The organism is Rhizobacter sp., from assembly GCF_031412075.1.
GTDB lineage: Bacteria > Pseudomonadota > Gammaproteobacteria > Burkholderiales > Burkholderiaceae_C > Rhizobacter.
Genome location: NZ_JANOCG010000297.1, coordinates 1 through 18773, shown reverse-complemented (window position 1 = coordinate 18773; position 18773 = coordinate 1). Strand labels below are relative to the sequence as shown.

Genomic DNA, 18773 nt, shown 5'->3' with positions numbered 1-18773 from the left:
CCAGATCATCAAGAAACTGGCAGCCGGCGGCTTTGGCGTGGTCTATCTGGCCGAAGATTCTGACCGTCACCTCGTGGCGGTGAAGGAATACCTCCCGTCTTCACTGGCCGAGCGGGCCCCGGGCGAGTTGATGCCCCGCGTCAAGCCCGAGAAGCAGCCGCTGTACCGCCTGGGCCTGAAGAGCTTCTTCGAAGAAGGCCGCAACCTCGCGCAGATCTCTCACCCGAGCGTGGTCTCGGTGCTGAATTTCTTCCGCGAGAACGACACCGTCTACATGGTGATGAACTACCTGCAGGGTGACACCTTGCAAGATTTCATCGTCACCGCACGCGATCTGAAGCGCGACAAGGTCTTCCGGGAATCGACCATCCGCAGTCTGTTCGACGAAATCCTGCGCGGCTTGCGCATCGTGCACCAGCACAAGATGCTCCACCTGGACATCAAGCCGGCCAACATCTTCATCACCAACGAAAACAAGGCGGTCTTGCTCGACTTCGGCGCTGCGCGCGAAGTGCTGAGCAAGGAAGGCAACTTCATCCGCCCGATGTACACGCCTGGCTTCGCTGCGCCCGAGATGTACCGCAGAGACGGCACCCTGGGCCCGTGGACCGACATCTATGCCGTGGGCGCCTGCATCTACGCCTGCATGCAGGGCTACCCGCCCAATGACGCGCCGCAGCGCATCGAGAAGGATCGCCTGGCGCTGAGCCTCTCGCGGCTGCGCAACGTGTACTCGGACAACCTGATCGAAGTCACCGAGTGGTGCATGTCGCTCGACCCGCTGTCGCGCACGCATAGCGTGTTTTCGCTGCAAAAAGAACTGGCGCGCGAGACCGAGCGTCGTTACACCAAACTCAGTTTCAGCGAGCGGCTGAAGCTGCAGCTTGAAAACCTGACTACCGGCGCCAAGGCGTGAGCACCATGCGATTCACGGTCTACCAAGTCAGCCGCAAGGGCGGTCGCGAAAAGAACGAAGACCGCATGGGCTATTGCTACACGCGCGATTCGGGCCTGTTTGCTTTGGCCGACGGCATGGGTGGTCACCCTGAAGGCGAGGTGGCCTCGCAGCTCGCGCTGCAAACCCTGGCAGCGATGTTCCAGCGTGACGCCAAGCCCACGCTGAAGGAGCCGATGCGCTTCTTGCACGAAGCCATCATTGCCGGTCACCACCAGTTGCTGCGGTATGCCACGCAGAAGGCGCTGATCGACACCCCACGCACCACCGTCGTGGCCTGCGTGCTGCAAGGCAACAACGCGTATTGGGCGCACTGCGGCGATTCGCGGTTGTACCTCGTGCGTGGCGAGAAGCTGGTGGCCCGCACGCGCGACCACTCGTACTCCGAGCTGCAAGAAACCATGAGCCACGTCGTGCCCATGGGCGAGCGCTTCAACCGCAACGTGCTCTTCACCTGCCTGGGCAGCCCCGGCAAGCCAGTGGTCGACACCGTGGGCCCGCTGGTGTTGCAAAGCGGCGACCGTTTGCTGCTGTGCTCCGACGGCCTATGGGGCACGGTGACCGACGCCGAAATCACCGAGCAGCTGGGCAAGAACACGATTGCCGATGCGGTGCCCGAGCTCGTGGAGCAAGCGCTGCGCAATGGCGGCGCCAAGAGCGACAACGTCTCGGTGCTGGCGGTGGAGTGGGAGTCGGCGGAAGACGGTGACAGCCAGAGTGCCATTTCCACCCAGACGCTGGGCGAAGAAGTGTTTGCGTCCACCATCCAGGCGAGCGTGCTCGGACAAGAGCCGCCCGACGAGCTGGACGAAGCGGAGATCGAACGCTCGATCCGCGAGATCAACGAGGCCATTCGGCGCTCGTCCCAAAAGAAATCCTGAAAGGTTCTGTCATGAGTTTCATTCGCACGCAGGCTCGTGCGGCGGACGCATTGCGCCCCGTCACCATCACCCGCCAGTACACCAAGTACGCCGAAGGCTCGGTGTTGATCGCGTTTGGCGAGACCAAGGTGTTGTGCACCGCTTCCGTCGAAGAGAAGGTGCCTCCGCACAAGCGCGGCAGTGGCGAAGGTTGGGTCACGGCCGAGTACGGCATGTTGCCGCGCGCCACCCACACCCGTGGTGACCGTGAGGCGGCGCGAGGCAAGCAGAGCGGGCGCACGCAGGAGATCCAGCGCCTGATCGGCCGCTCGCTGCGTTGTGTGTTCGATCTGAAGAAGCTTGGCGAGCGCACCATTCACCTCGATTGCGACGTGATCCAGGCCGACGGCGGCACCCGCACGGCGGCCATCACCGGCGCCTACGTGGCCGCGCACGACGCGGTGACCTGGCTGCAAAGCCAGGGCAAGCTGACCGAGTCTCCGCTGCGCGATGCGGTGGCCGCCATTTCGGTGGGCATCGTCGACGGCACGCCGCTGCTCGATCTCGAATACACCGAAGACTCGTCTTGCGACACCGACATGAACGTGGTGATGACCGGCTCGGGCGGCTTCGTCGAAGTGCAAGGCACGGCCGAGGGGGCTGCGTTTTCGCGCGCCGAGATGGACAAGCTGCTGGCTCTCGCCGACAAGGGCATCCGGGAGCTGGCGGCGGCGCAACGCGCGGCGCTGAAAGCCTGAGCATGCGCCTGGTGCTGGCGTCCAACAACGCCAAGAAGCTGGGCGAGCTTCAGGCGCTGTTTTCTCCACTGAATTTACAGTTGGTGACCCAGGGCAGCCTGGGCATTGCCGAGGCCGAAGAGCCTCACATCACGTTTGTTGAAAACGCGCTGGCCAAGGCGCGGCATGCGGCGCAGCACGCCAACGCAGCAGCCATCGCTGACGACTCCGGCCTGTGTGTCGATGCACTCGGCGGCTCGCCCGGCGTGCTGTCGGCACGCTATGCCGCGCTGTTCGGCCGCCCCAAGAGCGATGCCGAAAACAACGGTGTGCTGCTGGAGAAGCTGGCTTCGCACGACGATCGCCGGGCACGCTTCGTCAGCGCCTTGGTCGCCGTGCGCTCTGCCGACGACCCGGAGCCGCTGATCGCCTTCGGCCGCTGGGAGGGCGAGGTGCTGCGCGAGGCACGCGGTGCGGGTGGCTTTGGCTATGACCCGCTGCTGTTCATCCCCTCGCTTGGCCAGGCGGTGGCGGAGCTGAGTGCTGAGGCCAAGAACATCCACAGCCACCGCGCCATCGCATCGCAGCAGATGCTGGCACTGATGCGCGAGGTCTGGCGCCTTGGCTGAGATCCCGATTTCGCCGGCAGCGGGTGTGGAGCCCACCGCCGACCTGCTGGCGCGGTACATGCGCCCGGGGGTGCTTCGTCTCAGCGCGATGCCGCCGCTCGCTCTCTACGTGCACCTGCCCTGGTGCTTGAAGAAGTGCCCCTACTGCGATTTCAACTCGCATGAGCAAAAGGGCGCTGTGCCCGAAGCCCGCTACCTCGACGCCCTGCGTGCCGACCTCGAGGCCGCGCTGCCCTTCATCTGGGGCCGCCGCGTGCACAGCATCTTCATCGGCGGTGGCACACCCAGCCTCTTTTCGCCGCCGAGCATCGACCAGCTGATCACCGACATCCGAGCCCGCCTGCCCCTGGAGCCCGGCTGCGAGATCACGCTCGAAGCGAACCCCGGCACCTTCGAGCGCGATCGTTTTCGCGGCTACCGCGCAGCCGGTGTCACCCGCCTGTCGATCGGCGTGCAAAGTTTCAATGACGAAAAACTGCAAGCCATCGGACGCGTGCACGACGCCGCGCAGGCAAGGGCGGCGGTGGAAGAAGCTCGCGAGGCCTTCGACACCTTCAACATCGACCTGATGTACGCGCTGCCGGGCCAGACACCGGACGAGCTCAAGGCCGACCTTCAGCAAGCCCTGGCCTTCAAACCACCGCACCTGTCGATTTACCACCTGACCATCGAGGCCAACACCTTCTTCGCCAAGCACCCGCCGCAGGTGCCCGACGACGACACGGCCTTCGACATGCTGGACATCATCACCGAGCAAGCGGCAGCCAGCGGCCTGGATCGCTACGAGGTGTCGGCCTTCGCCCGCACCGGCCACCGCTGTGTGCACAACCTCAACTACTGGCAGTTTGGCGACTACCTCGGCATCGGCGCCGGCGCCCACAGCAAGCTGAGTTTTCCGCACCGTGTGGTGCGCCAGACGCGTTACCGCGACCCTGCGAGGTACATGGATCAGGCACTGATAGGTGCCGCGATCACGCAAGACGAAGAGGTGCCACGCGACCAACTGCCCTTCGAGTTCATGCTCAACGTGCTGCGGCTGAAAGAAGGTTTCGAGCTCGCCCGCTTCACCGAACGCACGGGCCTGCCGCTGACGGCGCTGCGCAAGGCGCTCGATGAGGCCGAGGCCAAAGGCTGGCTCACGCGCGACCTGCAGTGGGCCCGACCCACCGAACGCGGCTTCGACTTTCTCAGCGACTTGCAGGCTTTGTTTTTGCCCTGACTTTTTTCGCGGGAGGTGGGTGCAGGGCCAGCATCGACAGCTCCAGCTCTTCTCGCAACCAGAGCCGCAAGGCATTCACCGGCGCCCAGTCGCGCAGCGCCCTGGGGTAGACCAAGTGGTAGGCGTAGGCCGCCTCGAACTCGATGGTCAGCGGCGACAACTGCACCAGCCGCCCCGACGAGAGGGCGTCGGCCGCCAGCAACTCGCGAGACACCGCCAGCCCGAGGTTCTGCTCGGCGGCTTGCAGCATCAGGCCGGCGTCGTTGAAGCTGGCCACCGGGGTCACGCGGGTGCGCAAGCCTGCGGCGGCGAACCAGGCTTCCCACACGTCGCTGTCGCCGAGCAAGGGTTCGCGCGCCAGCACATCAGGAGATGCACCCCGCAGCCGCTGGGCAGCCATGGCGGAGCCCACCACGACAAACGGCATCGGCTTGTCGAACAGGCGCTCGGCCGTGAGGCCTGGCCACGGGCCGATGCCTTGCCGAAGCGCGGCATGAAACCCTTCGCGCTGCAGGTCGACGAGCTGGGGTGTGGCGTCGATCTCGAGCGCAAGCTCAGGGTGTTGCTCGCGCCAGCGCCCCATGCGCGGCAGCAGCCAGCGGTTGGCGAACGAGGGCAGCATGGTCACGCGCAAGCGCTGCGCAGCGCCACTGGCCGCCGCGGCTGCGGCTTGCACCCCTTCATCCAACTGGGCGAGAGCCGGCTCCACGCTGCGCAGAAAGGCCTGGCCGGCGGCGTTCAGCACCACACGGCGGCCGCGCCGGTCGAACAGGGTGAAGCCGAGCTGCTCTTCCAAACCACGAATCTGCTGGCTCACCGCGCTGTGGGTGAGGTGCAGCGTTTCGGCGGCGGCGCGCAGGTTTTGTGACTTCGCGACGGCACGAAACGCGGGCAGAGTCTGCAGGGGGAGGCGGGCCATGCTGGTAAGCATAGCTTACCGATACGGGCAGAACATTGCGCTTCCCCAGGGTGGATTGGCCTTCTATGCTTACCAGCACGCCATCGAACCCACCGGACCCGCCACCATGAACAGCTCCATCTGCACCCCTGTCACACCCTTGCCGACCCACCCGGTCGCCCAGCTTTGGCATGCAATTGCCTCGCGTTGGGCCGCCCACCTGGCGGCGGCGCGCAAAGCGCAGGAGTTCGATTTTGTGGAGGACCTGAGCGTCGAGACGCTGCGCGACATCGGCGCGCCCGATCGGTTGATTTCGCAGGCCACCGTGCGGCGTGAATCGCAGCAGCATCGCCTGTTGGCGATGCGCCAGTGGCGCGACGGCTGAAGCCGCTTACACCCGGTTGGTCGACAGACCCGAGGTGCTGCGCAGCCGCTCGATGAGCTTGGGCGCAATCTGCGTCAGCGGCAGCACTTCATGCGCGGCGCCAGCGTTGATGGCCTCGCGCGGCATGCCAAACACCACGCAGCTGGCTTCGTCTTGCACGTAGTTGTAGCTACCGGCGTCGCGCAATTCTTTCATCGCCTTGGCGCCGTCGGCGCCCATGCCGGTGAGCATGATGCCCAGCGCATTGGGGCCCACCACGCGGGCGGCCGACTTGAACAACACCTCGACCGAAGGCTTGTGGCGGTTCACCGGCTCGCCGTCTTGCACACGGGCGATGTAGTTGGCGCCGCTGCGCTCCACGCTGAGGTGAAAGCCACCCGGCGCGATGTACGCGTGGCCTGGCAGGATGCGCTCGCCGTCGCGCGCTTCGGCCACGCGGATCTTGCACAGGCCGTCGAGCCGCGCCGCATAACTCTTGGTGAAGCCGGGCGGCATGTGCTGGGTGATCACCACCGCCGGGCAATCGGGCGGCAGGTTGATGAGCAGTTCTTTCGTGGCTTCGGTGCCGCCGGTAGAGGCGCCGATGAAGATGATCTTTTCCGTCGACAGCCGGCCGATCGAGGTGACCGGTGTGGGTGGCTTGGCCGCAGCGGGTGAGCCGGCGGGCGCGGGCGCGGCCACCTGTGCCCGGCGGATGTGCGCCTTGGCGGCGATGCGAACCTTGTCGGTGATGTCTTCGGCCAGCAGGCGCAGGCCATCGGCCACGCCGATCTTGGGCTTGGCAACGAAGTCGACCGCGCCCAGCTCCAGCGCGCGCAGCGTCACGTCGGCACCACGCTCGGTCAGCGTCGACACCATCACCACCGGCATCGGCCGCAGGCGCATCAGCTTGGAGAGGAAGTCGATGCCGTCCATGCGCGGCATCTCCACGTCGAGCGTGATCACGTCGGGGTTGAGGTTGCGGATCATCTCGCGCGCCACCAAAGGGTCGGCGGCGGCGCCCACACATTCCATGTCGGGCTGCCGGTTGATGATCTCGGTGAGCAGGCTGCGCACCAGCGCCGAATCGTCCACCACCACCACGCGTGTCTTGGCCATGTTGTTCTTTCTGTGTCTCCGTGGTTCTGTGGTCGGTCAGAACAGATCGACCGAGCCGCCGCCGGTGCTGGCCGGCACGGCCTTTTGCGCGGCTGCGCGGTCTTGCGCCAGCAAGGCCTCGGTGTTGGTGGGCGCCAGGCGCTTGACCATGGCCTTGCCGCTGCCCGGCAGGAAGCACACCTTGCGCGGGTAGACGTCGAGCACGTCTTTCGAGACGATGGGGATGCGCTCGGTCTTCAGATAGTCCATCACGAAGTTGGTGTTGCGCTCGCCCACGTTCATCGTGGTCATGCCGCTCACCACCTGGCCACCGCCGAAGACCTTGGCTTCCATGGTCATGCGCGAGGCGCCACGTTTCATCATCTCGTTGATCAGCAGTTCCATCGCATACGAGCCGTAGCGGCCCGAGTCGCCGGCACCGTCGGGCAGCATGAAGTGGTTCATGCCGCCGACCTTGGCGTTGCGGTCATACAGGCAGGCGGCGATGCACGAGCCGAGCGTGGTCATGATCAGCATGTCTTCGTCGTGCACGAAGTACTCGCCGGGCAAGATCTTGACGGCGTCGTTCTTGAAGTGCGCGTCGTAGAAAAAGAACGAGGCCTCACCCGGCTTGCGGGTTTGCGACTTGAGCTTCTCCAGGCGTGAGCCTGTGACAGGTGCTGAAGAGGAGATCAAGGCCATGGTGTCCCGATATCGGTGTGGAGTGAGGTGGGCTTGTGTGGTCGCTTGCGAACGCACACTCAGACCCGCTCGTAAACCGTCTTGCCGCGCAAGCGGAACAGGTCTTTGGATTCGGTGAAATTCTCGGAGTGGCCGACGAACAGCAGGCTCTTGGGCTTCATCACGCCGTGGATGCGCTCCAGCACGCGTCGCTGGGTGGTCGAGTCGAAATAGATCATCACGTTGCGGCAGAACACGATGTCGAAGGGGTCGCCGAGCGACCAGCGTGCGTCCATCAGGTTGTGCGGGCGGAACTCGATCATTCGCGCCAGCTCGGGCTTGATGCGGATGGAGCCGCTGTTGGCGCCCTTGCCGCGCAAGAAGTGGGCACGCAGGCGCTCGGGCGAGAGGCCGCGCGCGTCGGCGCCGTAGACGCCGCGGCCGGCGGTGGCCAGCACCTTGGTGTCGATGTCGCTCGCGATGATCTTGGCCGATGCATTGGCTTCGGCGCAGGTCATGGCGAGGGAGTAAGGCTCTTCACCGGTGGAGGCGGCGTTGCACCAGATGCGCAGGTTCTGGCCGGCGCGCGCCTTCAGGTCGCTCGCCAGCGCATGGAAGTGGTGGTCTTCGCGGAAGAACGAGGTCAGGTTGGTCGTCAGGCAGTTGACGAACTCTTGCCATTCCGGGTCATTCGCGGCGGTGCTTTCGAGCGACTGCAGGTAGTGGCCAAACGAGCGCTGGCCGGTCTCACGCAGGCGGCGCGACAGGCGGCTGTAGACCATCGCCTGTTTGCCGGCGTGCAGGCTGATGCCGGCGTGTTTGTAGATCAGCTCGCGCACCCGTTCGAAGTCGGCCGCATTGAAGCTGAACTCCTGCTCTGCGGCGGTGCGCAGGGCGGCGAGTTCGGCGGGTGATGCAGCTGCGCTCATGAAGGCTCCAAACGGAATGCGAGTTGTTCTCACCCGCCAGCACACGGCACGGGTTCTCTTGGGTTTATCGGTTCGAAGTCTGCTGGGCTTGAGCTGCGGCGAAGCCTCAAGTTGGCTGGTATTCACGTTTCAAATCGGCTCCGGCGCCCTGGGAGGGCGCTGCTAGACTGGCTCGCAGCCTGTTTCCCCACTTGTGACGAGCCCCTCCGCGCCCACCGAACCCTCCCAGCTCAAGCTGGGGGCGGCGCTGCAGTTGCTGGGGCAGTCGGGCCATGCCTTGCCCGATCTCGATGAGGTGGGCTCGGCGGTCTGGTTGCAGGCGGTGATCGACGCTTTGTGCGACCTCTCCAGCCGCGACCCGCTCACCGGCCTGGCCAACCGCCGCCAGTTCGAGCTGGCGCTGGCGCGCGAGGTCGACCGCGTAGCCCGCGCCGGCGAACCCGCCCTGGTGTTGATGTGCGACATCGACCGCTTCAAGCTCGTCAACGACACCCACGGCCATGCGGCTGGCGATCTCGTCATCCAGTCGGTGGCGCAGTCGCTGATGGAGTGTGTGCGCCCGATGGACACGGTGTCGCGTTTCGGCGGCGAAGAGTTCGCCATCATCCTGCCCAATTGCCCGCCCGCCTTTGGCCAGACGGTCGCCGAGCGCATTCGTCGCAAGGTCGAGCAGCGCGAGGTTGCCATCGGCATCAGCGAGACGCTCAAGGTCACCATCTGCCTGGGCGGTGCGTTTGCACCGCAGTGGGTGCGCTCTTCGGCCGCGCTGTGGATCGAGCGCGCCGACCAGCAGCTCTACCGCGCCAAGGCCGAAGGCCGCAACCGCGCCTGCCTGGAGATGCCGCCGGTGTCGCTGGTCAGTGCCGAAGAAAAAGGCATGTTGTTCGGCCATTCACAGTTCCAGGATCTTGAGTAGCCCATGACCACCCCCACGCCATCCCCTGCACCGGCCGCTGGCCGCCGTGCCCGAATCTTGGCCGTGACCAGCGGCAAGGGCGGCGTGGGCAAGACCTTCGTGTCGGCCAACCTGGCCGCCGCACTGGCCCGCCGTGGTGAACGTGTGCTGGTGCTCGACGCCGACCTTGGCCTGGCCAACCTCGACGTGGTGCTCAACCTGTTCCCCAAGATCACGCTGCACGACGTGTTCACCGGCAAGGCCACGCTCGAAGACGCCATCCTGCCCGCACCGGGCGGCTTCTCGGTGCTGCTGGCCGGCTCGGGCCTGGTCGAGTACTCGCGGCTCACCTCCGAGGTGCGCGAGCAGTTGCTGAAGATCATCGAAACCGTGGCGCCGCGCTACGACCGCATCCTGCTCGACACCGGCGCCGGCATCTCTGACGTGGTGCTGTTCGCCGTGTCGCTGGCCACCGAGGTGCTGGTGGTGGCCACGCCCGAGCCCACTTCGCTCACCGATGCCTACGCCACCATCAAGGTGCTGGCCACGCAGCAGGCGCGCAGCGCCATCTCGCTGGTGGTCAACCAGGTCAGCCGTGCCGGCGAAGGCCGGGTGATCCGCGGCCAGCTGCAGCAGGTGGTCGACCGTTTTGTGTCGCCTTCCTTGCCTGAGGGCAGCGCGCCGGTGAAGCTGGAGCTGCTGGGCGAAATCCCGACCGACACGTCAGTGCGCGAGGCCGTGCAGAAGCGCCAGCTGCTGCTGGAGTCTTTGCCCGGTTGCGAGGCGGCCAAGGGCATCGTGGCGATTGCCGCCAAGCTCGCCACACCCTGATGTCGGAACAGACGCAACCCGCCACAGCGTTCGAGTGGGTCGGCGGTGAAGCCGCCGTGCGATCGCTCGTCGACCGCTTCTACGACCTGATGGACCTGGAGCCGGCTTACGCCGCCCTGCGCGCCATGCACCCGAGCACGCTCGAGGGTTCACGCGACAAGCTGTTCTGGTTCTTGTGCGGCTGGCTGGGCGGGCCCCAGCACTACCAGGATCGTTTCGGCCACCCCTTCCTGCGCGCGCGCCATTTGCCGTTTGCCATCGGCATCGCCGAGCGTGACCAGTGGCTCATCTGCATGAAGCAGGCGATGGACGAGCTGGCACTCGACCCCACGCTCGTCACGCGTCTCGAAGAATCCTTCTTCAAGACCGCCGATTGGATGCGCAACCAGCACGGCGCCTGACTAGCTGGCCCGAAGCAGCACCACCAGCGCGCCATTGCCGCCCTCTGCAGGCCGCGCCTGCACGAACGCCAGCACCTCCTGCTTTTGCACCAGCCAGCTGTGCACGCGCCCCTTGAGCACCGGCTCGCGGCCGGGTGAGCCGAGGCCTTTGCCGTGTACCACGCGCACGCAGCGCAGTTGTTGCGCCATCGAGTCGCGCACGAACGCACCCAGCCGCTCGCGGGCTTCGTCGCGGCGAAGGCCGTGCAGGTCGACCTGCGCCTGGATCGTCCAGCCGCCGCGCCGCAGCTTGCGCACCACGTCGAGCCCGATGTCGGGGCGGCGGTAGAACAGCGCTTCGTCGGTTTCGAGCAGCGACTCGACGTTGAACTCGTCAGAGATCGTCTCGCGCAGCGCAGCTCGCTCATCGCGTTGGCGCTGCTTCGGCTCGGGCTCGGGTGGCTCGGGCGCAGTGTGGGCGCGGCCCTTGTCCGGCAAGGGCTGCACCCGGCCGACGGTGGTGGCGAACAGCTCGCGCTCGCGTTTTTCGCGCGCTTCAGCCTCGCGCCGCCGTGCGGCCAAGGCTTCGGCTTCACGCTGCGCCTGCAACAAGGCGGCCTTCAGCCCACTCAGGTCTTGCAGGCTGCGCGCCTTTTTCACAGCAGCCCCCGCTCCGCGAACGACACCACCTCGGCCTGGCCCACCACCAGGTGGTCGAGCACGCGCACGTCGATCAGCGCGAGCGCTTTGTTCAAGGTCTGCGTCAAATACTCATCGGCCTTCGAGGGCTCGGCCGCACCCGACGGGTGGTTGTGCGCCAGCAGCACCGCCGCGGCCCCCAGCTCCAGTGCACGTTTGAGCACCTCGCGTGGGTAGACGCTGGTCTGGGTGAGGCTGCCGCGAAACATCTCCTCGGCGCGGATCAGCCGGTTCTGCGCATCGAGAAACAGCACCACGAACACTTCGTAGCCGCGCGAGCCGATCTGCAGCCGCAGGTATTCCTTGACTCGTGTCGGCGAGTCGAACACTGGCCGCTGCATCAGCTCTTGCGCGAGCGAGCGGCGCGCCAGCTCCAGCACGGCGCTCATCTCGGCCCGCTTGGCGGGGCCGAGGCCCTTGATGCGTTTGAGATCGTCGGGTTCGGCCTGCAACAGGCCGCTCAGCCCACCCAGCTCGGTGAGCATTTGTTGTGCAAGCGTCAACACCGAAGTGCCCTTGAAGCCGGTGCGCAGCAGCAGGGCGATCAGCTCGGCATCGGCCAGCGCCGCAGGGCCGCTCTGGAGCAGCTTTTCGCGCGGGCGTGCATCGGGGGGAAGGTCTTTGAGCACCATGGCGGGCAGGCACCTAAAATTCGAGCCAGTCTATCGAAGGAAATTCATTGAACCACGCAGTCAACCAGGTGCAGCTCGGCTCGTTCCTGACCTTGCACTATCGGCTGAGCGGCCCCGACGGCGCCGACATCATCAACACCTTTGCCGATAAGCCGGCCACGCTGTCGCTCGGCTCCGGCGAGCTGGCTCCGGCCGTCGAGGCGAGGTTGGTGGGGCTGGCCGAAGGCACGCGCACTTCGTTCGAGCTGGCGGCAGGCGAAGCTTTTGGCCAGCGCAACCCCGACATGCTGCAGCGCGTGAAGCTCAGTCTGCTGCACCAGTTGGGCGACCCCGATGAAAAATACAGCCTCGGCGACGTGGTGCAGTTCCCCACGCCCGACGGGCAAGGCGCTTATGCCGGCGTGGTACGTGAGGTGGGCAGCGACTGGTTGCTGTTCGACTTCAACCACCCGCTGGCCGGACAGCCGGTGACGTTTGAAGTGCATGTGATCGGGGTGTTGTGATGATTGAAGTGAATGAAATCCTGCTCGCCGAGCCGCGTGGCTTTTGCGCGGGGGTCGACCGCGCCATCGAGATCGTCGAGCGCGCGCTGGCCAAGTTTGGCGCGCCGATCTATGTGCGCCACGAGATCGTGCACAACACCTACGTGGTCAACGATTTGAAGGCCAAGGGCGCGATCTTCATCGAAGACCTGGCCGACGTGCCGCCCGGCGCCACGCTGGTGTTCAGCGCGCACGGTGTGTCGCAGGCGGTGCGCAAAGAGGCCGAGCAGCGTGGTTTCAGCGTGTTCGACGCCACCTGCCCGCTGGTGACCAAGGTGCACGTCGAGGTGGCCAAGCTGCACCGGGAGGGCTACGACTTCATCATGATCGGCCACAAGGGCCACCCCGAAGTCGAAGGCACCATGGGCCAGCTGACCGAAGGCATCTACCTGGTGGAAGACGTGGCCGACGTGGCGCGTGTGCAAGTGGCTCAGGCTGACAAGCTGGCGGTGGTGACACAGACCACACTCTCGGTGGACGACGCGGCCGAAATCTTGGCGGCGGTGAAGCAGCGTTTTCCGAGCGTGCGCGAGCCCAAACAGCAAGACATCTGCTACGCCACGCAAAACCGGCAAGACGCCGTCAAGGTGCTGGCGCCGCAGGTCGACGTGCTCATCGTCGTGGGCAGCCCCACCAGCTCCAACAGCAACCGCTTGCGCGAGCTGGGCCAGCGCCTGGGCGCGCAGGCCCACATGGTTGACCAACCCGAAGACCTCAAGCCCGAGTGGTTCGAGGGCAAGCGTCGTGTGGGTCTCACGGCCGGCGCATCGGCGCCCGACATCCTGGTCCAGCAGGTCATCACCCAGCTGAAGGCGCTGGGCGCGGTGTCGGTGCGCACCTTGCCGGGGGTCGAAGAAACGGTGCACTTTCCCCTGCCCAAGGGATTGAGGTAGCCGCACTCCGGCTCCTGGGGAGGGCCGGTCGCCGAAATGCAGATGAGATCGATTCGCGTTAACATTTTGGTTTTCCCCTGATGAAAGAACACGAATGTTTGCTTTGCAACGGATCTCCCTGCTCGGTGCCGCAGCGCTGGCCTTTGGCTTGCCGGCCCATGCCGACGAAAACCTCTTCGGTTATGTGAAGGGCGCCGAAACGCTGCCCAAGGGGTCGACGGAGCTCTACCAGTTTTTCACCACGCGCTGGGACAAGGGCACCGGCCACTATCGGGCGCTCGATTTGACGACCGAGCTGGAGTACGGCTACACCGATCGATTCACCGTGTCTGCAGAGCTCAGAGCGATGTCGCTCAACACGAGCGGCCTGGTGATCGACGGCTACCTGCCCGGCGACAAGAAGCTCAGCCTGCGCTCCTCGGGCTTGGAGCTGTCGGGCAAGTACAACTTTCTCAGCCCGGCCAAGGACGACATCGGGCTGTCGGGCACGGCGGCCTTCAGCCACAGCTGGATCGACCCGCATTCCGGCTCCAAAAAGAAGCAGTACAGCGCCGAATTCGGCCTGCAGGTGCAGAAGTACTTCCTGGAAGGGCAGTTGATCGTTGCCGGCAATGCGGCCCTGGAAGCGACCTGGGCCAAGCGCGCCAACATCGACGACCTTCCTGCCGGCTTCGATTGGCCGCTCGAGCCCGAGATGGAAGTCGAACCCACGTTTGGCGTGGGCCTGAGCTACCGCTTCGCTCCGGGCTGGTTTGCCGGTGTTGAGATGCTCCACCAGAGCGAATACGAGACCGGTGTTGGCAAGGAACGCTGGTCCCTGTTTGCCGGCCCGACGCTGCACTACGCGAGCAAAGACTGGTGGAGCACGCTCACCTACGTTCGCCAGCTCAAGGGTGGGGGCGAGGGTTACGACGGCCAGCCGTCCGGCCTGCACTTGATCGAGAAGACGCGCAACGAGCTGCGTCTGAAGCTCGGCTACAACTTCTGAGGCGGGACTGACGTGAGCCGATCAGCGAGTGACTGGGCTGCCTTTTTGTTGCCGATGGTGGTGGTGGCGTCGCCCGCACACGCGGTCGACTACCTCTCGGTGCAGCAGGCGCAGACCTTGTTGCTGCCGGGGGCCAGCAGCTTTGTCGAACAGGCGCTGAGCTTCAACGACGGGCAGCGCGATCGCATCAAGCAGGCCGCCGGCGTGCGCCAGCGCACCGACACGCAGAAAGCTTGGCGTGCCGAGCGGGCCGGCCAGCTGCAGGGCTGGTTTCTGGTTGATGAGGTGATCGGCAAGCACGAGTTCATCACCTACGCCGCCGCCATCTCGCCTGAGGGCAAGGTGCTGGGGGTGGAGATCCTCGCCTACCGCGAGACCCATGGCGGCCAGGTGCGCGAGCCGTCGTGGCGCAAGACCCTGGTTGGCAAGACGCTGGCCGACCGGTTCAAGCTCGACGAAGACGTGCCCAACATCACCGGCGCCACGCTGTCATGCCGCAACGTGCTGGACGGCGTGAAGCGGCTGTTGGTCATCCACAAGCTCTACCTCGCGAACCATGCCTGAACTGCGGCGCATGCGGCCGGTGCTCGGCACCTATGTCGAGGTGGCGGCTGGGGGGGCGTCGGCCGAAGCGGGCATGTACGCGGCCTTTGCCAGCCTGCACGATTCGCATGCGCGTTGGAGCTTTCACGAACCCGACAGCGAGTTGTCGCAACTGAACCGGCAACCCGGTGTCGAGCTCGGCTTGAGCCGCGGCAGCCTGCGCCTGCTTCGCCTGGCCCGTGCCATGACGCTGGCCAGCGAGGGGCTCTTCAATTGCACCGTGGGCGGTGCGTTGGTGCGGCGCGGCCTGTTGCCTGATCACGGCGCAGCCCCCTGGCTCGACACCGGCGTGGCCGAAGATCTGCAGCTGACCCACACCACCGCGTGCCTGCGCCGCCCGGTTCGCATCACGCTCGATGGCATCGCCAAGGGCTACGCTGTGGATCTCGCCGTGCAGGCCCTGCGGCGGTCCGGTGTGGTGTCGGGCTGGGTCAATGCCGGCGGCGATCTGCGGGTGTTTGGCGACGCCGAGCTGCCGGTGCATCGGCGCGAGGCGCATGGTGGTTTGGCGCCGCTCGGGCGCGTGCGTGCCTGTGCATTGGCCAGCTCGCAGACCGCCGCGCCGACCGCAGCGTTTCCCGGTTTCATCGTCGGTGCCTCCACAAACACGGCCTGTGTGTTCAGCGTGATGGCCCGCAGCGCCTGGCGTGCCGACGCCCTCACCAAGGTCGCCGCCGCAGCGCCGCCCGAAGAACGCGCGGCGCGTGTCGCTCGACTCGGCGGCCATTGAGTCGGCGGTGGTGCTGCGCTGAGGCAGGCCGCATGAAGGGCTACCCGGCTTGGTTTCGCCCGGCGCTCATCCTCGTCAGCGCACTGGTCTACGTCAGCGGCTGTTTGCTCGCACCCACCACCCTGGCCCTGCGGGCGCAGTGGGAGCTGACCTGGCGACTGGGCACTGCACCCCGTCTGGCGATGGCGGCGGCGCATGCCACCACCGCATTGCTGTTGCTGCTGTTCATCGGCTCCCTGTGGGCGGTGCACATGCGCTCGGGCTGGCGGCGCCGTCGCCAGCGCAGCAGCGGGTTGCTGATGGGGGTGAGCTTCGGTGCGCTCACGCTCACCGCCGTCGGCGTGTATTACCTGGGCGACGAGGCTTGGGCCAATGTGGCCGCCATCTGCCACCTGCTGTTGGGCCTGATGCTGCTGTTGCCTTTTGCATGGCATGCGGTGCGTGGCTGGCGTCACCGTCGACACCCGAGCCGCTGAGCACAGGGGCGCGCTTCTACAATCGCCGCTCCTTGCGATTTTTCTCTTGCGGCCCAGGCCGCGGTGCCCCACCCATGCTTGACATCACCCTGCTGCGCAAAGATCTGGCGAGCGTCATCGCCACGCTCGAAAAGCGCAAAACACCCCAGCCCTTTCTTGACGTCTCGCGCTTCCAGTCGCTGGAGTCCGAGCGCAAGACCTTGCAGACCCGCACCGAGGAGTTGCAGGCCACGCGCAACAGCCTGTCCAAGCAGATTGGCCAGCTCAAGGCCAAGGGTGAAGACACGGCGGCGGTGATGGCCGAAGTGGGTGGCCTGGCCGACGAGCTGAAGGCCTCGGCCGAGCGGCTGGAGGCCATCCAGGGCGAGCTGTCGCAGATGCTGATGAGCGTGCCCAACCTGCCGCATGCGAGCGTGCCGGTAGGGGCTGATGAAAACGGCAACGTGGAGCTGCACCGCTGGAGTCCTGACGGAAAGGGGCCGCGCGAGTTCGACTTTCCCATCAAGGACCACGTCGATCTGGGCGCGCCGCTGGGCCTCGATTTCGACACCGGCGCCAAGCTCTCGGGCTCGCGCTTCAGCTTCTTGCGTGGCCCGGTGGCCAGACTGCACCGCGCGCTTGCGCAGTTCATGCTGGACATGCAGACCCAGGCGCACGGCTACACCGAGTGCTACACCCCGTACATCGTCAACCGCGAGGTGCTCGAAGGCACGGGCCAGCTGCCCAAGTTCGAGGAAGACATGTTCTGGGTCAGCCGAGGCGGTGACGAAACGCAGGCGGTGCAGTACCTGATCTCCACCTCGGAAATTTCGCTCACCAACAGCGTGCGCGACATGGTGTTGCCGGCCGACCAGTTGCCCATCAAGCTCACTGCCCACAGCCCGTGCTTTCGCAGCGAGGCCGGCAGTGCGGGGCGAGACACGCGCGGCATGGTCCGCCAGCACCAGTTCGACAAGGTCGAGATGGTGCAGATCGTGCATCCCGACACCAGCTACGACGCGCTCGAAGACATGCGTGGCCATGCCGAGGCCGTGTTGCAGAAGCTGGGTCTGCCATACCGCGTGGTCACCTTGTGCGGCGGCGACATGGGTTTCACGGCGACCAAGACCTACGACCTCGAGGTGTGGCTGCCGGCGCAGAACACCTACCGCGAGATCAGCTCGGTCTCGAACTGCGAAGCCTTCCAGGCGCGGCGCATGCAATCTCGCTTCAAGAACGCCCAGGGCAAGAACGAACTGGTGCACACCTTGAATGGCTCGGGGCTGGCGGTGGGCCGCACGCTGGTGGCCGTGCTCGAGAACTACCAGAATGCCGACGGCTCGATCACCGTGCCCGAGGTGCTGCGTCCTTATCTGGGGGGACAGGCGGTGCTGAAAGCCTGAGCTAGAATCTGCGGCTCGGCACAGACCCGCCGACGCCCCACGAATACCGGAGAGGTGGCAGAGTGGTCGAATGTACCTGACTCGAAATCAGGCGAACCGCAAGGTTCCGAGGGTTCGAATCCCTCCCTCTCCTCCAGTCAAAAAGCCCGCCTCGTGCGGGCTTTTTCACGCCTGGCTTCAGCCCAGCCGCGTGCAGTTGCGCCCGTCGGCCTTGGCGCGGTAGAGCGCTTCATCGGCGCGCTGCAACAGGGCCTCAAGGCTTTCGCCGGGCTCGTAGCACGCAACACCGCATGAGAAGGTCATGCCAAAGCCGGGGGCGACGTCGCTCCAATCGGCTTCGGACAGGGCGTCGCGCATGCGGTCCATGGGCACCAGCGCGGTGTCAGTACCGGTGCCCGTCATGATCAGCAGGAACTCTTCGCCGCCGTAGCGGCCGAAACGGTCTGACTTGCGGGTGTGGCTGGTGAGCGTATTGGCGAAGATCTTCAGTGTCTTGTCGCCGGCCAAGTGGCCCAGCGTGTCGTTGACCGACTTGAACTTGTCGAGATCGAGGATGGCCACGCACAGCTGCGTTTTCTGGCGGGCGGCGCGCTGCAACTCGTCGTGCAACGAGGCGAGCAGGCTGCGGCGGTTGAGCAGGCCGGTCAGTTCGTCGTGGTGCGCCAGCTGGTCGACCTTGGCGGTGAGCGCTGCCAGCTCGGTGCCGCGCTTTTTCAGCAGCGCGGTCATGCCGGTGTTGTAGGCGCCGAGCCACACGCAGCGCCACAGCGTGAGCGCGAAGAAGGCCATGGAGATCAGCTGCTCTGCCAGGCTGGTGTCGGGAATGCGCAGGGCCTGGCCGCTCATCGCCAGCACCATCGCCGAGACCATGCTGACGATGCCCCAGGCGATCAACGATTGGCGCACCTCCAGTCGCATCGTCAGGGACGAGTAGACGATGAAGAGCAGCAACGCGAACATGAAACCCACTTCGGGGAAGAAGTACATCGACCCGAGCTGGATCAACTGTGCCGGGATGGTTTGCCCGATGACGATGCCCGGGTCCTTGAAGCGTTGTGTCCAACCGCTGCCGATGAGCCAGGCCGTGGCGAAGCTCAGCAGCAAGCCCGAAGCGGTATAGACCACCACCGGCACCCAGCTGATGGTGCCCGCCAAGTGGAAGAGTGCCAGCACCACGCCGTCGATCAGGTAGCTGACGGCGATCAGGTAGCTGTTTCGCACCATGTGCGCGGTTTTCTTCTGCTGCGCGCTGCGGGCTTTCTGGGCGGCTTCGGCCAGGTCTGCGTCGGGTTGGCTGGATGCGAGGGTCAGCTCGGTCATGGCGGCGGCTCCGGCTTCAGGCGGCGCGGGTG

General features: G+C 65.6%; 23 protein-coding genes and 1 tRNA gene. 17 read left to right on the top strand and 7 right to left on the bottom strand.

The features are described from left to right. Window positions 1-4: 4 nt before the first annotated feature. From RMO40_RS10940 to hemW, 5 genes are read left to right on the top strand one after another with little or no spacing between them, the layout of a single operon-like run. The gene (locus RMO40_RS10940; RefSeq protein WP_489660141.1) at window positions 5-916 is read left to right on the top strand and encodes a serine/threonine protein kinase; all 912 of its coding nucleotides are present in this window, start codon (window positions 5-7) and stop codon (window positions 914-916) included. 5 nt (window positions 917-921) lie between these two features. Then, window positions 922-1836: a protein phosphatase 2C domain-containing protein gene (locus tag RMO40_RS10935; RefSeq protein WP_309720544.1), complete on the top strand. Its 915-nt coding sequence runs from the start codon at window positions 922-924 to the stop codon at window positions 1834-1836. An 11-nt stretch (window positions 1837-1847) separates the two neighbouring features. Next, window positions 1848-2573, top strand: a complete 726-nt coding sequence (gene rph / locus RMO40_RS10930) for a ribonuclease PH (RefSeq protein WP_309720536.1) — start codon at window positions 1848-1850, stop codon at window positions 2571-2573. Between the two features lie 2 nt (window positions 2574-2575). Continuing rightward, window positions 2576-3181 carry an RdgB/HAM1 family non-canonical purine NTP pyrophosphatase gene (gene rdgB, locus RMO40_RS10925; protein WP_309720533.1) on the top strand — a complete coding sequence of 202 codons (606 nt, stop codon included), beginning with the start codon at window positions 2576-2578 and terminating at the stop codon, window positions 3179-3181. Continuing rightward, window positions 3174-4400: a radical SAM family heme chaperone HemW gene (hemW, locus tag RMO40_RS10920; protein ID WP_489660140.1), complete on the top strand. Its 1227-nt coding sequence runs from the start codon at window positions 3174-3176 to the stop codon at window positions 4398-4400. Before rdgB ends, hemW begins: the two co-directional genes overlap by 8 nt. Here the strand turns inward: hemW and RMO40_RS10915 are convergent. Further along, the gene (locus tag RMO40_RS10915; protein ID WP_309720531.1) at window positions 4369-5331 is read right to left on the bottom strand and encodes a LysR substrate-binding domain-containing protein; all 963 of its coding nucleotides are present in this window, start codon (window positions 5329-5331) and stop codon (window positions 4369-4371) included. The genes hemW and RMO40_RS10915 overlap by 32 nt on opposite strands. Before the next feature lie 94 nt (window positions 5332-5425). Here RMO40_RS10915 and RMO40_RS10910 point away from each other — a divergent pair, with 94 nt between their 5' ends. Beyond that, window positions 5426-5683, top strand: a complete 258-nt coding sequence (locus RMO40_RS10910; RefSeq protein ID WP_309720528.1) for a hypothetical protein — start codon at window positions 5426-5428, stop codon at window positions 5681-5683. Between the two features lie 6 nt (window positions 5684-5689). On the opposite strand, the gene RMO40_RS10905 is transcribed toward RMO40_RS10910, so the two are convergent. From RMO40_RS10905 to RMO40_RS10895, 3 genes are read right to left on the bottom strand one after another with little or no spacing between them, the layout of a single operon-like run. After that, window positions 5690-6781 (bottom strand): chemotaxis-specific protein-glutamate methyltransferase CheB, encoded by a 1092-nt coding sequence (locus RMO40_RS10905; RefSeq protein ID WP_309720524.1) that lies wholly within the window; start codon window positions 6779-6781, stop codon window positions 5690-5692. Between the two features lie 36 nt (window positions 6782-6817). Then, window positions 6818-7462 (bottom strand): chemoreceptor glutamine deamidase CheD, encoded by a 645-nt coding sequence (gene cheD / locus RMO40_RS10900; protein WP_309720522.1) that lies wholly within the window; start codon window positions 7460-7462, stop codon window positions 6818-6820. Between the two features lie 59 nt (window positions 7463-7521). After that, window positions 7522-8370 (bottom strand): CheR family methyltransferase, encoded by an 849-nt coding sequence (locus RMO40_RS10895; protein ID WP_309720521.1) that lies wholly within the window; start codon window positions 8368-8370, stop codon window positions 7522-7524. A gap of 193 nt (window positions 8371-8563) precedes the next feature. On the opposite strand from RMO40_RS10895, the gene RMO40_RS10890 reads away from it, so the two are divergent. Genes RMO40_RS10890 through RMO40_RS10880 form a run of 3 tightly spaced genes read left to right on the top strand, consistent with a single transcriptional unit; the run spans window position 8564 to window position 10497 of the window. Further along, window positions 8564-9286 carry a GGDEF domain-containing protein gene (locus RMO40_RS10890; RefSeq protein WP_309720519.1) on the top strand — a complete coding sequence of 241 codons (723 nt, stop codon included), beginning with the start codon at window positions 8564-8566 and terminating at the stop codon, window positions 9284-9286. Window positions 9287-9289: 3 nt separating this feature from the next. Then, a complete protein-coding gene (locus RMO40_RS10885; RefSeq protein WP_309720515.1) occupies window positions 9290-10096 on the top strand; it encodes a P-loop NTPase in 807 nt (268 codons plus the stop codon). Continuing rightward, window positions 10096-10497 carry a group II truncated hemoglobin gene (locus RMO40_RS10880; RefSeq protein ID WP_309720512.1) on the top strand — a complete coding sequence of 134 codons (402 nt, stop codon included), beginning with the start codon at window positions 10096-10098 and terminating at the stop codon, window positions 10495-10497. Before RMO40_RS10885 ends, RMO40_RS10880 begins: the two co-directional genes overlap by 1 nt. Here the strand turns inward: RMO40_RS10880 and RMO40_RS10875 are convergent, their stop codons facing one another. Together RMO40_RS10875 and radC are read right to left on the bottom strand one after the other, a co-directional pair. Then, entirely contained in the window at window positions 10498-11136 is a 639-nt protein-coding gene (locus tag RMO40_RS10875; RefSeq protein ID WP_309720509.1) for a Smr/MutS family protein, read from the bottom strand. It lies immediately after the preceding gene. Then, the gene (gene radC, locus RMO40_RS10870; RefSeq protein WP_309720506.1) at window positions 11133-11807 is read right to left on the bottom strand and encodes a RadC family protein; all 675 of its coding nucleotides are present in this window, start codon (window positions 11805-11807) and stop codon (window positions 11133-11135) included. Before radC ends, RMO40_RS10875 begins: the two co-directional genes overlap by 4 nt. 47 nt (window positions 11808-11854) lie before the next feature. Between radC and RMO40_RS10865 the strand changes: the two genes are divergently transcribed. The 8 genes from RMO40_RS10865 to RMO40_RS10830 all read left to right on the top strand — a co-directional run bounded on the left by RMO40_RS10865 (window position 11855) and on the right by RMO40_RS10830 (window position 17557). Next, window positions 11855-12310 carry an FKBP-type peptidyl-prolyl cis-trans isomerase gene (locus tag RMO40_RS10865; protein WP_309720502.1) on the top strand — a complete coding sequence of 152 codons (456 nt, stop codon included), beginning with the start codon at window positions 11855-11857 and terminating at the stop codon, window positions 12308-12310. After that, complete coding sequence (gene ispH, locus RMO40_RS10860; protein ID WP_309720500.1) at window positions 12310-13242, top strand: 4-hydroxy-3-methylbut-2-enyl diphosphate reductase; 933 nt, start codon at window positions 12310-12312, stop codon at window positions 13240-13242. Before RMO40_RS10865 ends, ispH begins: the two co-directional genes overlap by 1 nt. A 94-nt stretch (window positions 13243-13336) precedes the next feature. Continuing rightward, a complete protein-coding gene (locus RMO40_RS10855) occupies window positions 13337-14230 on the top strand; it encodes a DUF6662 family protein (protein ID WP_309720497.1) in 894 nt (297 codons plus the stop codon). 12 nt (window positions 14231-14242) lie between these two features. After that, on the top strand, window positions 14243-14794 hold the full coding sequence (locus RMO40_RS10850) for an FMN-binding protein (RefSeq protein ID WP_309720495.1): 552 nt from the start codon (window positions 14243-14245) through the stop codon (window positions 14792-14794). Further along, the gene (locus RMO40_RS10845) at window positions 14787-15563 is read left to right on the top strand and encodes an FAD:protein FMN transferase (RefSeq protein WP_309720492.1); all 777 of its coding nucleotides are present in this window, start codon (window positions 14787-14789) and stop codon (window positions 15561-15563) included. The genes RMO40_RS10850 and RMO40_RS10845 overlap by 8 nt, the downstream gene beginning before the upstream one ends. Before the next feature lie 32 nt (window positions 15564-15595). Then, the gene (locus RMO40_RS10840) at window positions 15596-16039 is read left to right on the top strand and encodes a hypothetical protein (RefSeq protein WP_309720490.1); all 444 of its coding nucleotides are present in this window, start codon (window positions 15596-15598) and stop codon (window positions 16037-16039) included. A gap of 74 nt (window positions 16040-16113) precedes the next feature. Next, a complete protein-coding gene (gene serS, locus RMO40_RS10835; RefSeq protein WP_309720487.1) occupies window positions 16114-17421 on the top strand; it encodes a serine--tRNA ligase in 1308 nt (435 codons plus the stop codon). A 48-nt stretch (window positions 17422-17469) separates the two neighbouring features. Continuing rightward, a tRNA-Ser gene (locus tag RMO40_RS10830) sits at window positions 17470-17557 on the top strand. Between the two features lie 41 nt (window positions 17558-17598). Here RMO40_RS10830 and RMO40_RS10825 read toward each other — a convergent pair. Beyond that, window positions 17599-18773 (bottom strand): GGDEF domain-containing protein (locus RMO40_RS10825; protein WP_309720484.1); only part of this gene is annotated, 1175 nt, incomplete at its 5' end.

What these genes read in the sequence shown, in the direction of transcription:
- RMO40_RS10935 (WP_309720544.1), top strand. Translation starts at nt 922, where the DNA reads ATGCGATTCACGGTCTACCAAGTCAGCCGCAAGGGCGGTCGCGAAAAG.
- rph (WP_309720536.1), top strand. Translation starts at nt 1,848, where the DNA reads ATGAGTTTCATTCGCACGCAGGCTCGTGCGGCGGACGCATTGCGCCCC.
- rdgB (WP_309720533.1), top strand. Translation starts at nt 2,576, where the DNA reads ATGCGCCTGGTGCTGGCGTCCAACAACGCCAAGAAGCTGGGCGAGCTT.
- RMO40_RS10915 (WP_309720531.1), bottom strand. Translation starts at nt 5,331, where the DNA reads ATGCTTACCAGCATGGCCCGCCTCCCCCTGCAGACTCTGCCCGCGTTT.
- RMO40_RS10910 (WP_309720528.1), top strand. Translation starts at nt 5,426, where the DNA reads ATGAACAGCTCCATCTGCACCCCTGTCACACCCTTGCCGACCCACCCG.
- RMO40_RS10905 (WP_309720524.1), bottom strand. Translation starts at nt 6,781, where the DNA reads ATGGCCAAGACACGCGTGGTGGTGGTGGACGATTCGGCGCTGGTGCGC.
- cheD (WP_309720522.1), bottom strand. Translation starts at nt 7,462, where the DNA reads ATGGCCTTGATCTCCTCTTCAGCACCTGTCACAGGCTCACGCCTGGAG.
- RMO40_RS10895 (WP_309720521.1), bottom strand. Translation starts at nt 8,370, where the DNA reads ATGAGCGCAGCTGCATCACCCGCCGAACTCGCCGCCCTGCGCACCGCC.
- RMO40_RS10885 (WP_309720515.1), top strand. Translation starts at nt 9,290, where the DNA reads ATGACCACCCCCACGCCATCCCCTGCACCGGCCGCTGGCCGCCGTGCC.
- RMO40_RS10880 (WP_309720512.1), top strand. Translation starts at nt 10,096, where the DNA reads ATGTCGGAACAGACGCAACCCGCCACAGCGTTCGAGTGGGTCGGCGGT.
- radC (WP_309720506.1), bottom strand. Translation starts at nt 11,807, where the DNA reads ATGGTGCTCAAAGACCTTCCCCCCGATGCACGCCCGCGCGAAAAGCTG.
- ispH (WP_309720500.1), top strand. Translation starts at nt 12,310, where the DNA reads ATGATTGAAGTGAATGAAATCCTGCTCGCCGAGCCGCGTGGCTTTTGC.
- RMO40_RS10855 (WP_309720497.1), top strand. Translation starts at nt 13,337, where the DNA reads ATGTTTGCTTTGCAACGGATCTCCCTGCTCGGTGCCGCAGCGCTGGCC.
- RMO40_RS10845 (WP_309720492.1), top strand. Translation starts at nt 14,787, where the DNA reads ATGCCTGAACTGCGGCGCATGCGGCCGGTGCTCGGCACCTATGTCGAG.
- RMO40_RS10840 (WP_309720490.1), top strand. Translation starts at nt 15,596, where the DNA reads ATGAAGGGCTACCCGGCTTGGTTTCGCCCGGCGCTCATCCTCGTCAGC.
- serS (WP_309720487.1), top strand. Translation starts at nt 16,114, where the DNA reads ATGCTTGACATCACCCTGCTGCGCAAAGATCTGGCGAGCGTCATCGCC.